Source organism: Marinomonas primoryensis, from assembly GCF_013372285.1.
GTDB lineage: Bacteria > Pseudomonadota > Gammaproteobacteria > Pseudomonadales > Marinomonadaceae > Marinomonas > Marinomonas primoryensis.
Genome location: NZ_CP054301.1, coordinates 1005376 through 1017906, shown reverse-complemented (window position 1 = coordinate 1017906; position 12531 = coordinate 1005376). Strand labels below are relative to the sequence as shown.

The following is a 12531-nucleotide window of genomic DNA, read 5'->3' as shown; positions in this document are numbered from 1 at the left end:
CTAAAAAACATGTTTTAATTTAGACTTACAATAGACAAAAACGCCTAACATAAAGAGAAGGGCAAACATCAAACCGAGAAAGGGAACCAACTGCCCTAACTGGTACAAAGAAGCAAGAATTACCGGCCCTAATGCGGCGCCAAGCCCTTGCATAGAGGCATTCATACTGGCCAAACGACTTTGCTGATCATCTTTTACCAACAAGGTTTGTGCCGTCACAATACCAGGAAACAAGAAACCAAAACCGGCTCCGAATAACCCCATCGCAAACAAAATACCAACATAAGAATCTAACAAAATAAAGGCAAGTTGAGCCAGCACTCCCATGGCAACACCAGAGAAAATTAAGGTAACCACACCCAATTGAAATCTAGGCACGAGAATCATTTGTACCAAAATACTAAAACAAGACATCGTCATCATGGCAAATCCAAGCTGATGCGTTGTTTGCGCCACATCAAGCTGAAATCTGTCCTGAATTAAAAACCCCATAATCTGCTGAATACCCGTCACAGACAAAATAGCCAAGGTAGACATACCCAAAAATGGCATCACAGGTTCTTTAAACCAATTGATCGCAGGTGGTCTTTCGAACTGACGAACGTGTTTCTTATCTTTTACAAACAGCACAACAAATAAAGCCGCACAACCAGCCAAAAAAGCAATAATGTAAAAAGGCGCAGTGAGGCCTAAACTACTCAATAAAGACGCAAAAGCAGGTCCTAAAATCATACCTATACTAAAAGAAGCACCAATCATCGCTATGGTTGAACTACGATGTTTAATATCGGTATGCGCAATCAAATAGGTCTGAATAGAAGGCAAAACACCAGCTATTCCAAGTGAAAAGACAATACGTAATGCAAACACCCAATAATAGGTCTGCTCGGCTGATAGGTTTTTAGCCAAGGCTTCTTGTAAAACAAACCCTGTCAGCGCAATGGTCAGCGCATAACAGCTCATACCAATAATCACCGAGCGTACGCGACCAATACGGTTAATAATACCGCCCCAAAGAAAAGCGGCGACCACAAATGTCGCTGCGCCTGCCGTAATTAGTGTGCTGATTCGCACATCGGCTAAACCAATTTCTCGGCCGATTGGAGGTAAAGAGGTAAAAATAAAAGATTGACCAATCCCGACGGCGACCAAGCAAAATAGCAGCAGCCATCGAGACAAGCGTTCATTAAAAAACGAATAGGTGTCAGAGTTAATCAATACATGGTTCCTTGATAGTAAACGAGCAGTTTAGTCTGCCTACATAGCAGATTTTCTCAGGCAAACCTGCAAGATAGGTTTACCAATAAACAAGGGGGACGCTATTTATCATCCTGATAAAATAAGACATTAAATTAACACAACCTTTTCACGCTTTCTGAGACATTTCATTCAAACTAAGCAATACAAAGCCTACCAAGACAACATCCACAATTCTTAAGCTTTTGACTTATTCCTTATCGACTTAATAACCATACAAACTACTAAGAATATATTACCGCTTTGTACCTATGAATCCTTAAGTGAGCTGGCGTATTATGGGCAACAACCCATCACTCTAAACAATAAAGTCTACTTGATCTCAAAAGAAATTTTGATTTTCAAAGTACCATAGGGAACCATGCAACCACTTTTTCAACACCCTAATTTTGTCCATTACTGGATTGGACAAATTGCATCGTCTTTTGCCTTTCAAATGCTCAGTGTTGGTATTGGATGGCAAATGTACGATCTAACCAACAGCCCAATGGCACTAGGCTTAGTGGGCCTGTGTCAGTTTTTACCCCAGTTGTTATTAACCTTAGTTGTAGGACACGTTGCCGACCGTTATAACCGCCGTCTAATTTGTGTTTGCACCCGATTAGCGATGGCAATGACCGTTGGTATTCTGGCCTACGGCAATATCACATCAACCATTTCTGCCAACATGATTTATACCTGTGCCGTATTTTTAGGCACCGCTAGAGCATTTGAAATGCCGGCCAATCAAGCCATTTTACCCAACCTTATTCCCAGTGAATTATTGTCTCGTGCCATGAGTGCCATTGCATCAGCACGAGAAATATCTGTCATCGCAGGCCCCGCTCTAGGTGGTTTAATTTATCTGTTAGGCCCCTCTACACTGTATTTATCAAGCTTGAGTTGTTTCTTAATCTCTTGCGTCATCATGTTCTTTTTGAGCTATAACTTTAGCGTAAAAAGTAAGTCACCCATCAATATGGGACACCTACTTGGTGGATTAACCTTTATACGCGGGAATAAGGTCATACTGGGGTCTGTGTCATTGGATATGTTCGCCGTTTTATTAGGCGGCGCAACGGCGCTCTTACCTATTGTCGCAAAAGACATTCTACACACTGGTCCTTGGGGATTAGGGTTATTACGCTGCGCGCCGGCTCTGGGTGCTTTATTAATGTCTATTTATTTAGCTCGCCACCCTTTAACGCACAGTGTTGGAAAAATCATGTTTGCAGCCGTGGCCATTTTTGGTGTTGCTACCATTTTATTTGGTTTATCAGACAGCTTAATTCTCTCTATGTTTGCCCTCATTTTATTAGGCTCTTCAGACATGATCAGCGTGGTGATTCGTTCGACTCTTGTGCAACTAGAAACACCGGATGAAATGCGCGGTCGAGTCAGCGCCGCCAATTCAGTTTTCATTGGCAGTTCAAATCAGTTAGGGGAGTTTGAATCGGGCGTAACAGCAGCTTGGTTTGGTGTCATTCCGGCCATTGTGATTGGTGGCGTCGGAACCATTGCCATCGTCGGTGTTTGGATGTGTTTATTCCCAGATTTGTTAAAAAGAAAAACCTTGGACAAAGAAAACGATGAATATAAATAGAGACGCTAAAAAAATCGAATCTATTTTACGCGTTTTAAAATAAGCTGAAAAAGACCTAACAGTAAAAGTGCATAAAACAAAAAAGTAACACTCAACCAAGCCAAACCGTATTGCCCACCTATTAAACCACTCAAAAATGGTAAGGTCATGGCGCCGGTTACGGCCGCACTCATTTGAAAACCAATCGCGTGAGCTGAGTATTTTTTACCGACACGAATGGCGGTTTGAGAAATCATACAAGGAAAAATAGGCGCCGCACTAAAGCCCATCAAAGCTAGCCCTAAATAGCTTGCATAAGGCGTAACACTCGCAGTAAATGACAGCGCACCTAATACCACACCAGCCAAACAAAGACGTAATAACTGGTCTACAGGAAAGCGCTCTACCAAAAAACCAAACACAGCCCTTCCAATCGCTAAGGCTCCCCAGTAAATCGCGACCCATGTGCCTGCACTGGCTAAGGAAATGCCACGAGACTCTGTCATCACAGTAAACGCCCATTGCCCAACGCCGACTTCCACGCCTGAATACAAGAAAAAGAATACTATTTGGGAACGGATAACGGGGTGTTTAAGTGCCTGAAGTTGAGAAACTGTCACAGTCTCATCAAGACTGCCTTCTGATTTTTTGGGAGCATGCTTGTCGCTTTCCCATAAGTGACGACTAAACAAAAATACAATCGCAGTAACAAACAGTATCACTGCGAGAATGGCATAGCCTAAACGCCAATTTTGAGAAAAACTAACCAGTACGGTGGTAACAATAATAGGACCAGCGGTGGCACCAACACCAAAAGCGGCATGTAACCAATTCATGTGCTTTGCAGAAAAATGTTCTGCGGCGTACGCGTTTAATCCAGCATCAATTGCACCAGACCCTATACCAATAACAATTGCGAACAAGACAAAGACAGTAAAAGTAGAGCTAAAGTAGAAACCAAATAAACCAAAGCTGACAAATAGGCTACTCACAACCAATAGCCAGCCGACACCAAAGCGAGACAGCAGATAGCCAACAGAGAAACTCGACACTAAATAGCCAACGCCACCACCAGCAATGACTAAACCCAACCACCCGATTGGAACAGAAAATTCCGAACGCACAAACGGCCAATTAATCCCATGAGCCGCATCAGGTAAGCCCAGACTAATGAACCCTAAATACGCAATAAACAACAACACACCTGATGTGCGCATTAACAAACCCTTATCCATGTTTTTTTGTTATTTGAGCGCATTTAACCGGTGAATAAAATCTTTAAATCCACTTAATATTTCTTCATTTGAACAGTCGACGCTTTTCTTTTTCAATCGGCTTCCATTTCCAACTAGGCGCGTCACCCTTCACATAATAAACAACGAGCAGAATAAGCGTGCTGATAGAGACCAGTAAAATCCATTTTAAAAGCTCAATTTTTGGATCAACCGAAAAGCTGATAAAGCCAACAGTAAATAAATAGAGCATTTGTACAAACCAACCTTGCCACGCCGTTGGTTTTCCCCATCCCCATCCATTTTTTTTTGCTGGAAACCACACTGTTTTTTTATCTGTCATAGTAAAAGCCTCAAAGCCAAATAATTCTATACGCTGCGTCACTTTGCCTGATTTCATGACATAAAAAAAGAGCCTTGAACATAAGGCTCTTTTTATTAAACTAAACAAAAGTATTTTTACCTAAAAAACTACCTGGCAAGAAACTCACCACGCGTTTTATCGCTGCGTTTAAACAAACCACCCAGTGCGGTTGTTTGAGTAGAAGAACTTGCATCCATAACGCCTCGAGCTTTTACACAATAATGCACAGCACTGATACTGACCGCCACATTGTCGGTTTCTAGCAACGCTTGCAAGGTGACTAAAATTTGCTGAGTTAGACGTTCTTGTACTTGCGGACGCTGGGCAAAAAATCGCACGATACGATTGATTTTCGACAAGCCGATAATCTTTGTTTTTGGCAAATAAGCAACTTTTGCTAGTCCATCGATTGTCACAAAATGATGTTCGCATGTACTGGTAAAGCTAATGTCGCTCACTTTTACCATTTCATCGACTTTCATCTTGTTTTCAATGACAGTGATTTTTGGAAACTGAGCATAGTCCAAGCCTGAGAAGATTTCTTTCACGTACATTTTAGCAATACGATGTGGCGTTTCAGCCAAGCTATCATCGGTCAAATCGAGCCCCAATGTCGTCACAATCTCTTCAAATGAGTTTTTAATGCGCTGATACTTTTCTTCGCTTGTTAGGCCATTATCAATCATAGGGGTTTCTAAACCACTTTTGATTAAGGTATCACGTACTTTAATAGCCTCATCAGACAACACAAGGCGATTTAAATTGGTTTGTACAGCTATGTTAGCGTTCATATCTTTGTCCTAAGTTGCTTAACCCTGTCTCATGACATGGAGGCGTTAAAAGAGAAGTCATATTTGGCGAGTTAAACCAAATGCCTGCCTCCATCCAGTGACAATGTTCGACCAGTCATATAACGACTGCCTAATATGTACTGCACCGCTAGTACACCTTCTTGCTCTCCTGGTTCTTTGCGCAGTAGAGATTTATTCAATGCCTTACTACGGTATTCAGCATCGTCTCCGCTGTTAAACATGAGAAGTGACGGTGCGATCGCATTGACTTTAATCTGAGGGGCAAACCGCTTGGCAAAGGAACACGTTAAATTTGCCAAGCCCGCTTTACTCGATGCATAAGCAATGTGTTTATCACTGCCTTTTTCCGCCACATAATCCGTCATGTGAATGATGTCTGCTTGCCCATCGAGCTTAGATCCTGCACATAATAATCCTTCGAAGGCGAGATTTATACGATAGGGTGCAAATACATGCACTTGCCACATTTTTTCCATTAAAAGCGCCGTATCCGAGGCACTTTCTTCGGACTCCCATTCAGATGCATTATGAATAATGCCACCCAACGCCGAATATTGATGCTGTATTTTTTCAATAAAGTCATCGACACCAGCACTGCTTGAAAAATCGGCTTGAACGCACGTTATACCCTGCGCTTCCAGCTCGGCGATGTCTTTTCGTTCACGACGATAAGTAATAATCACGCGGTACCCTTGCGTGACCAATGACTTTGCACAGGCAAGACCAAGACGCTGAGCTCCACCAGTGATAATAATTGGCATTTTACGCATCATTAGTATCCGTTCCTACTGAGTTATCTTCATTAAGCAGATGAAAAAACAACCTAACAAAGGCCTATATTTTATTTCTGCTAAATTTAGTTACGTATGTTTGTAAAAAAAAGATCAATCTATGCCATCTAATATCTTTTTTTATACGTATCCATTGAACCACTTTTCATTAATAAGTTCTAAACAATGCGTTGCTCATACAAATCAACCCGACAAAGAAGGAATTGTGATGACCTTACCGACAGCTAAATCAACCCCAAGCATGCCATCCAGCAAGAATATCCCTCAAGAAGCTTTTGATTGGTACGACGAATACGCCCATGGCGACATTGACCGTCGTACTTTTTTGTCTCGACTTGGCACACTCAGCGTTACGGGACTTACTCTTTCTGTGGTCGCTGGCGCGTTAACGCCAAACTATGCGCTTGCAGAGCAAGTCTCCTTTAATGACCCTGAAATTACAGCCAGCTACGTGGAGTTTGATTCGCCAAACGGCCACGGTAAAGCGCGAGGCTACCTCGTCATTCCCAAAGACGTAGACATGACTAATAAAGCACCGGCAGTACTTGTCGCTCATGAAAACCGTGGTCTTAACCCTTATATTGAAGATGTGGCTCGACGTCTCGCCAAAGCGGGATTTATTGCTTTCGCGCCGGATGCGCTTTTCCCGTTAGGCGGTTATCCTGGAAACGATGACGAAGGCCGCGCTATGCAGAAAACACTAGACGGCAATAAAATCGAAGGCGACTTCATGGATGCAGCAACCCTAATAAAGAATCATTCATTTAGCACAGGAAAAGTTGGCATGGTGGGTTTCTGCTTTGGTGGTTATTTAACCAACGCCTTAGTCGCTGCAATGCCAGATACGATTCAAGCCGGTGCGCCTTATTACGGCACACCAGCCAAATCCAACATAGACAAAATAAAAGCGCCATTACAGCTGCACTTTGCTGAGTTGGATAAACGTGTGAATGATTCTTGGCCAGATTACGAAAAAACACTCAAAGCAAATAAGGTCGATTACACCGCCTATGTTTACCCTACTGCAAACCATGGTTTTCATAATGACTCTACAGCGCGTTATCAAGAGAAAAACGCAGAGCTTGCTTGGGAGCGTACGATTCAATTCTTTAATAAGGCATTAAACGCCTAATAAAACATGAAGCGAAATGTTATGGGCAAGCGTTACGGCCAGAAAATTAGGCCGTAACGCTTTTTTCGTTGTTCTCAGAAGTGTCTTTATTGTATTTAAAATCGATTCCGCGCACATTCGGAGTTTGCTGCCACAACGACTCACACAAATCCGCCACACTCGTATCGTTATTCGATTGCAGCCAAGCCACCACAGCGCGAGCAACATTTGGATAAGAGATTTGAACCACACGGCTCGTTTCCAACCAATCTTGAATAATCTCCGAATTCAAAACGTCACTCGTTTTGGCAATGCCCAAAAAATCCAACGCAATGGCATTGGAATGCTGCTCTATTTGCCCTTTTAACGGCTTCGCTAAAATGCGTCGACCCAGTTGCAAAGCCTCTGAATTCAACTCAAATCCGGCATTACACAATACAGATTCGCATTCGCTTAAATTTTTTTGAAACAACTCACGACCAAATGGAAATATTTCAACATTGCCATAAATACCGGGTTCAATGTCTTTACAGTGAAAGCGAAAATGATAGTTAGGAACGCCATCAAGCCAATCCAGTACCGCCTCACTGTTCTCAAAAGGTAGATACACCAATACTTGATCAGGATCAGTGATATTCTTCATTTCTTGAGCATGAATAAGAGGAGGTAGAATAGGATAACCAAAGTGATGCCAGTGAGCGCCTAATTGCGTATCCGCGGGTGCAAAATTTGACATAATCCATTGTGCAACAACATTCTTTTTATAACGCGGAATATCATATTTAAACGCATATTGATGACCAAAACCAATACAAGGCACACCCTGACGTTTAGCAGCCCATGCAACGATAGGCTCAAAATCAGTGATGACTAAATCATAACCTCTCGTATCCAGTGCACGAATGTCTCGATACAGCATAAAAAAGTTCGCATTCTTGCAGGTTGCATACAAATCTAACTGTCCATTTCGGGCCACAAAACTTAAGCCTTGAAACGTTCGATAGGCACCAAATACCGCCATATCAAAATAGTCTTCCGGTGGACGACCGGAGAACACAAAGTCCACCTTAAAGCCTGCTGCATGCATTTCTGCCGCCATGGCTCTTGCTCGGGTAATATGACCATTACCGGTACCTTGCACACCATAAAGGATTTTCATACTAAAACGCCTATTGCCACTGCAGCACAAGTGCTGCCTAATAAAGCACCAATCACCGTATCCGTAGGAAAATGCACACCTAGAAAGATGCGTGATAAACCGACATTAGCGGCCCAGAAATACAACATCATATTCAAGCTTGGAAACCACTCACTCAAACAGAAAGCAATAAAAAATGCGCCTGATGTATGGCCTGAAGGAAAAGAGAATTGATCAGATGGAATAATAAAACTACTGAAGTCATCTAACGCATCGGCAGGACGATGACGCTTAAAACCTCGCTTTAAAACAAAATATACGGCGCGTTCAATCAAAAAACCAAAGGCTAGCACACAAACCAATGTCTCAAATCCTGCCAGCCAAACTAGTGCGGCAACCAAAGCATACATAGGGCCATCCGCTGAAAACGATATAGCGCGCCCTATTTGGGTTAACTTAGCTCTATGTTTGCGTGCCATACACCAATAAAAAGTCTGTACATCAAATGCATGAATGTTTTGGAGTATATTCATTTTATCACCTCACTGATTTTTTCTTACTTTCAACATAGACCAGTAAAATGTCAGTTCCGTGGCACTTAGATGACAACTTAATGACACCCTTACACAGTAAAACGCAGACAAAAAAATGCCTCGTAATGACGAGGCATTTTTAAAATATTAAGCGGATTAATTACTTCATATCATTCATTTTATGAAATAACGCGATCATCGCTTCAGGCTTAACTTTTTTATTGCTGCTGTTCAAAGCATATACAACGGTCTCGCCTTTTGGCCCAGATCCGATATCCGTATAACGCAGAGGCACTTCACCAACAATCCGCGCGCTATTCATTTCTTGTAAGGACCCAAAAACATAAATTCGGCCGTCTATTCGCATTTCACCATAAAAAGGTGTCGCCGCGTCCAATGCACCATCGTACATATCGACTGAGGCTATGCCCGACATTTTCTTTTTATCCGCATTAGTTAAACCAAATACAATCGTTTTACCCTTTGGGCCTGCACCAATACGAACTTTGCGATATGAAGTTTCACCAACTTGTAGAAACTCTTCATAGACAGCACGATCATCAAAAATATAAATCCGGCCATCATGGTGAACCTCGTACAAGTCTTCATTATTCAAAGACACAGCTTCAGCCATCGGCTTTGCCTCATCTTTTTTAACCATTTCACCACCACAGGCGGTTAGTAATGTAAGTGCGACTAAACTTGTTACAACAGGTAAAAACGTCAATTTCATGGTGTAGCTCCTAAGTAAGATTGATACCCACCTTAAAAGCAAAAAATGACGAAATCATGACAATTTAATGACACTATAAATTCTATGGACACGATAAAGCCTTCGAACTACAGCCAGTTGGTCAGCATAATTCCAATACCAAGGGATTGAGTCTGATGGTTATAGTCCAATAGAGATTGACCATAGCCATTAAAATATTGAATGTAGCCCCGTGTTTTCCCCCATAGAGGAAAATTAAAACCAACTTGAAGTGCGCCTCTATTATCCGACGACTTAAGGTTATTTCGCAGCATGATGTCAATGCTGTAATCATCAATAACGTGTATCACATTCAACTCCCCATAACCGAAATACTTTTCGATATTAGGATTGTCATCTACTTTTGAACTTTCAGAGATTCGATACCAAGGCTTAAAAGAGAACGCGGTATCACCGGTCTCAAACAAAAAGTCTACGTAGAATCGATTCCAAGAGCGGGATAAATCCCCTGATTGGCCATTCGATTGGTGATTAAAACCATATGAAACGTATTCTGGTTTAATGCCCAAAAAACCATGCTTCGGCTTCGTAACGATAAAGACTTCAGGCTCATGATTGGTATCACGAAAAGGCGCAGAAATATTGCTGTTATATGCCTGCCAATAGGCTTGCTGAGTATAGGCAAACCATAAACTGCTATTTCGCCCAACTACGTCATAAGCAACGGGGAACTTCACACTCAGCTGAAATTTAAACTCAACACTTTGCAAACTTTCCGAGTCACTATCTTCACCTAAAAAAGCACGATCATTTGGGTTGGAGGTATAAGCAAACGGTAAAAAATAATTCGGCTTATGAGGTGTCATAACAAACGGATTATTTACCGTAGCCGTTTCTCTGTCTTCCCTTTGTTGAAATAACCCATTGGCCTCTTTAGCACGTTTTGCAATCGACTCTGGTACTTCTGGCTCTTCAGGTGAGTAAGGTTCATCCTTTTCCTCCACCGCAACGAGCACGTTATCAGTCTCCGCCTTTGACCTATCGTCTACTTCAGAAGATTCAACTTGAGCCCAAAGCAAACTTGGAAGAAGTAACATTGAGCACATGGTCGCTTTCATTATGTAAAACCTTTTTTTGACGAGAATATTTGCCATAATTATTCAGAATGAATCACTTTTTTAGCGTAGGTATCACGATCCATATCACACACTTCAACTGAAAAACTAACATCTTTTAATGAAAATTTTGTTAACGACTCTAAAACTAAATGAGAAAGTCGCTTTTTTTGTTCGCAAGTGCGCCCAGACAACATTCTTAATGTCACATGTATAAAAGCATCTTCTTGCCCACCCGTTATGAAGCTTTTATAGGGGACACTACGAAGTTTAATGTCTTCCACCGAAAAAATAGCGGACGCAATACAAGCACCTTTTATTGCTTCGAGTATGTCAACTGGTGGTACTTCTTGTTCTAAATTTTGACTGTATTCAAGGATACAATGTGGCATAGCTGGCTCCATTTTTTATATTTTTTACGCACAAATTACAGCGCGCTTAACACTAGAATTAATAACCCCGAACAGGGTCGACAGCAGGAGGTATATCACCCGTTAATCGGAAGTTTTTTATATTACTCGCAACGATGTCACTAGCACTAACAGGGTGGGTTGGCGCCGAAATATGCGGCAAGACTGTCACAGAAGCGTTTTGCCAATATGGATGATTGACGGGCAATGGTTCCTGCATGAAAACATCCAACACCGCATGATCTATATGATTTTCATCAAGCATAACAAGTAAAGCGTCATCATCAATAATAGGCCCACGAGCAAAGTTAATCAGCCTTGCACCCTCTGGGAGTCGCGATAAAGTTTGTTGATTCAACAAACCTTTCGTTTCCATTGTCAAAGGCAACAGACACACCAGAATATCACTTTGACCTAATAACGCCGTCAGCCCATCGTCACCATGAAAACACGTTATGCCGTCTATTTTCTTGGCACTCCGGCTCCATCCCGAGACAGAGAAACCATTCTGTGCCAAACGTTGAGCACTCACTTTACCCAATTCCCCCAGCCCCAACACACCAATTCGACGGTCTTGTGCGCGAACCATAGATCGCTGCAGCCATGACTTTCTAGCTTGTTGTTTTGCATACGCTGGCATATCACGATGAAGAAATAGTGTCCAAGCCAGCACCGCTTCCGACATGGTTTTCGCCAAATCCGGATCAATCAATCGCACAATTGAAAAAGGTGGTGAAGATAACTCATTCATCATACGTTCAACCCCTGCCCACATACTGTGAACCCACTTTAAAGCAGGGAGTGCTAGCAGGTCTTGAGGATCAGGATTGGCAACAATAGCCACATCACACAGCTGTTTTTGCGCTGCCGTCAAATCAGAAAAAGGCAATATTACTTCATCGGGCATAGCGACTGATAAGGTTTTAATCCAAGCATCTTGTTCTAGCGGATCAATACGACTCACAAAAGGAATCATTTTTCGTACACCTGAGATAGGTTTCTAAATCCTTTTAACTCAATGGCATTACCACTTGGGTCTTTAAAGAACATCGTCCACTGCTCACCGGGCAGCCCCTCAAAACGCACACTTGGAGCAAGCTCAAAAGCCACATTCGTTTCGGTTAGACGCTTTGCTACTTTTTGCCACTCATCCAGAGGCAAAATCAAACCGAAATGTGGCATAGAAACAAGATGATCACCTACTCGACCCGTCTTCGTTGTCGGACTTGGTACACCCAGATGCAAAGACAACTGATGACCATAAAAATCAAAATCGATCCACGTTTCGGTACTTCGCCCCTCAACACAACCTAAAACTTGCGTATAAAAAAGGCGAGTTTCTTCTAACGAAGTGACATGAAAAGCGTAATGAAATAAGGCAGACATACGGACTCCTAGCAGCAATTATGGGGTTAAAAAATACAGCACACAGACTAAAAGTAAATACGAGATCCTACTGTGGAGCCATATACTTAGCATTAGGAGAAAAAATGAC

At 42.1% G+C, this 12531-nt stretch carries 14 protein-coding genes; 2 read left to right on the top strand and 12 right to left on the bottom strand.

Annotation, left to right across the window (positions count from 1 at the left end):
* Window positions 1–1218 carry an MFS transporter gene (locus tag MP3633_RS04730; RefSeq protein ID WP_176334673.1) on the bottom strand — a complete coding sequence of 406 codons (1218 nt, stop codon included), beginning with the start codon at window positions 1216–1218 and terminating at the stop codon, window positions 1–3.
* A 400-nt stretch (window positions 1219–1618) separates the two neighbouring features.
* Here MP3633_RS04730 and MP3633_RS04725 point away from each other — a divergent pair, with 400 nt between their 5' ends.
* Window positions 1619–2839 (top strand): MFS transporter, encoded by a 1221-nt coding sequence (locus tag MP3633_RS04725; RefSeq protein WP_176334672.1) that lies wholly within the window; start codon window positions 1619–1621, stop codon window positions 2837–2839.
* A gap of 20 nt (window positions 2840–2859) precedes the next feature.
* Here the strand turns inward: MP3633_RS04725 and MP3633_RS04720 are convergent, their stop codons facing one another.
* The 4 genes from MP3633_RS04720 to folM form a co-directional block, all read right to left on the bottom strand.
* Window positions 2860–4035 (bottom strand): MFS transporter, encoded by a 1176-nt coding sequence (locus MP3633_RS04720; RefSeq protein ID WP_176334671.1) that lies wholly within the window; start codon window positions 4033–4035, stop codon window positions 2860–2862.
* A gap of 82 nt (window positions 4036–4117) precedes the next feature.
* Window positions 4118–4393, bottom strand: coding sequence for a hypothetical protein (locus tag MP3633_RS04715; RefSeq protein WP_112141725.1), 276 nt, complete (start codon window positions 4391–4393; stop codon window positions 4118–4120).
* Window positions 4394–4521: 128 nt separating this feature from the next.
* On the bottom strand, window positions 4522–5205 hold the full coding sequence (gene folE / locus MP3633_RS04710) for a GTP cyclohydrolase I FolE (RefSeq protein WP_112140383.1): 684 nt from the start codon (window positions 5203–5205) through the stop codon (window positions 4522–4524).
* Window positions 5206–5276: 71 nt separating this feature from the next.
* The gene (folM, locus tag MP3633_RS04705; protein WP_176334670.1) at window positions 5277–5999 is read right to left on the bottom strand and encodes a dihydromonapterin reductase; all 723 of its coding nucleotides are present in this window, start codon (window positions 5997–5999) and stop codon (window positions 5277–5279) included.
* A gap of 226 nt (window positions 6000–6225) precedes the next feature.
* Here folM and MP3633_RS04700 point away from each other — a divergent pair, with 226 nt between their 5' ends.
* On the top strand, window positions 6226–7149 hold the full coding sequence (locus MP3633_RS04700) for a dienelactone hydrolase family protein (RefSeq protein ID WP_176334669.1): 924 nt from the start codon (window positions 6226–6228) through the stop codon (window positions 7147–7149).
* A 46-nt stretch (window positions 7150–7195) separates the two neighbouring features.
* Here MP3633_RS04700 and MP3633_RS04695 read toward each other — a convergent pair whose 3' ends face one another.
* The 7 genes from MP3633_RS04695 to MP3633_RS04665 all read right to left on the bottom strand — a co-directional run bounded on the left by MP3633_RS04695 (window position 7196) and on the right by MP3633_RS04665 (window position 12422).
* Complete coding sequence (locus MP3633_RS04695; protein ID WP_176334668.1) at window positions 7196–8287, bottom strand: MJ1255/VC2487 family glycosyltransferase; 1092 nt, start codon at window positions 8285–8287, stop codon at window positions 7196–7198.
* Window positions 8284–8799, bottom strand: coding sequence for a phosphatase PAP2 family protein (locus MP3633_RS04690; protein ID WP_176334667.1), 516 nt, complete (start codon window positions 8797–8799; stop codon window positions 8284–8286). The genes MP3633_RS04695 and MP3633_RS04690 overlap by 4 nt, the downstream gene beginning before the upstream one ends.
* 160 nt (window positions 8800–8959) lie before the next feature.
* The gene (locus MP3633_RS04685; RefSeq protein ID WP_112140393.1) at window positions 8960–9532 is read right to left on the bottom strand and encodes a hypothetical protein; all 573 of its coding nucleotides are present in this window, start codon (window positions 9530–9532) and stop codon (window positions 8960–8962) included.
* 107 nt (window positions 9533–9639) lie between these two features.
* Window positions 9640–10629, bottom strand: a complete 990-nt coding sequence (locus MP3633_RS04680; RefSeq protein ID WP_176334666.1) for a phospholipase A — start codon at window positions 10627–10629, stop codon at window positions 9640–9642.
* A 38-nt stretch (window positions 10630–10667) separates the two neighbouring features.
* Window positions 10668–11018 carry a 5-carboxymethyl-2-hydroxymuconate Delta-isomerase gene (locus tag MP3633_RS04675; RefSeq protein ID WP_112140407.1) on the bottom strand — a complete coding sequence of 117 codons (351 nt, stop codon included), beginning with the start codon at window positions 11016–11018 and terminating at the stop codon, window positions 10668–10670.
* Between the two features lie 58 nt (window positions 11019–11076).
* Window positions 11077–12012: a 2-hydroxyacid dehydrogenase gene (locus MP3633_RS04670; protein ID WP_176334665.1), complete on the bottom strand. Its 936-nt coding sequence runs from the start codon at window positions 12010–12012 to the stop codon at window positions 11077–11079.
* Window positions 12009–12422 carry a VOC family protein gene (locus tag MP3633_RS04665; protein WP_176334664.1) on the bottom strand — a complete coding sequence of 138 codons (414 nt, stop codon included), beginning with the start codon at window positions 12420–12422 and terminating at the stop codon, window positions 12009–12011. The genes MP3633_RS04670 and MP3633_RS04665 overlap by 4 nt, the downstream gene beginning before the upstream one ends.
* Between the last annotated feature and the right edge of the window lie 109 nt (window positions 12423–12531).

What these genes read in the sequence shown, in the direction of transcription:
- MP3633_RS04685 (WP_112140393.1), bottom strand. Translation starts at nt 9,532, where the DNA reads ATGAAATTGACGTTTTTACCTGTTGTAACAAGTTTAGTCGCACTTACA.
- MP3633_RS04665 (WP_176334664.1), bottom strand. Translation starts at nt 12,422, where the DNA reads ATGTCTGCCTTATTTCATTACGCTTTTCATGTCACTTCGTTAGAAGAA.
- folM (WP_176334670.1), bottom strand. Translation starts at nt 5,999, where the DNA reads ATGATGCGTAAAATGCCAATTATTATCACTGGTGGAGCTCAGCGTCTT.
- MP3633_RS04680 (WP_176334666.1), bottom strand. Translation starts at nt 10,629, where the DNA reads ATGAAAGCGACCATGTGCTCAATGTTACTTCTTCCAAGTTTGCTTTGG.
- MP3633_RS04700 (WP_176334669.1), top strand. Translation starts at nt 6,226, where the DNA reads ATGACCTTACCGACAGCTAAATCAACCCCAAGCATGCCATCCAGCAAG.
- MP3633_RS04715 (WP_112141725.1), bottom strand. Translation starts at nt 4,393, where the DNA reads ATGACAGATAAAAAAACAGTGTGGTTTCCAGCAAAAAAAAATGGATGG.
- MP3633_RS04720 (WP_176334671.1), bottom strand. Translation starts at nt 4,035, where the DNA reads ATGCGCACATCAGGTGTGTTGTTGTTTATTGCGTATTTAGGGTTCATT.
- MP3633_RS04690 (WP_176334667.1), bottom strand. Translation starts at nt 8,799, where the DNA reads ATGAATATACTCCAAAACATTCATGCATTTGATGTACAGACTTTTTAT.
- MP3633_RS04675 (WP_112140407.1), bottom strand. Translation starts at nt 11,018, where the DNA reads ATGCCACATTGTATCCTTGAATACAGTCAAAATTTAGAACAAGAAGTA.
- MP3633_RS04695 (WP_176334668.1), bottom strand. Translation starts at nt 8,287, where the DNA reads ATGAAAATCCTTTATGGTGTGCAAGGTACCGGTAATGGTCATATTACC.
- MP3633_RS04670 (WP_176334665.1), bottom strand. Translation starts at nt 12,012, where the DNA reads ATGATTCCTTTTGTGAGTCGTATTGATCCGCTAGAACAAGATGCTTGG.
- folE (WP_112140383.1), bottom strand. Translation starts at nt 5,205, where the DNA reads ATGAACGCTAACATAGCTGTACAAACCAATTTAAATCGCCTTGTGTTG.
- MP3633_RS04725 (WP_176334672.1), top strand. Translation starts at nt 1,619, where the DNA reads ATGCAACCACTTTTTCAACACCCTAATTTTGTCCATTACTGGATTGGA.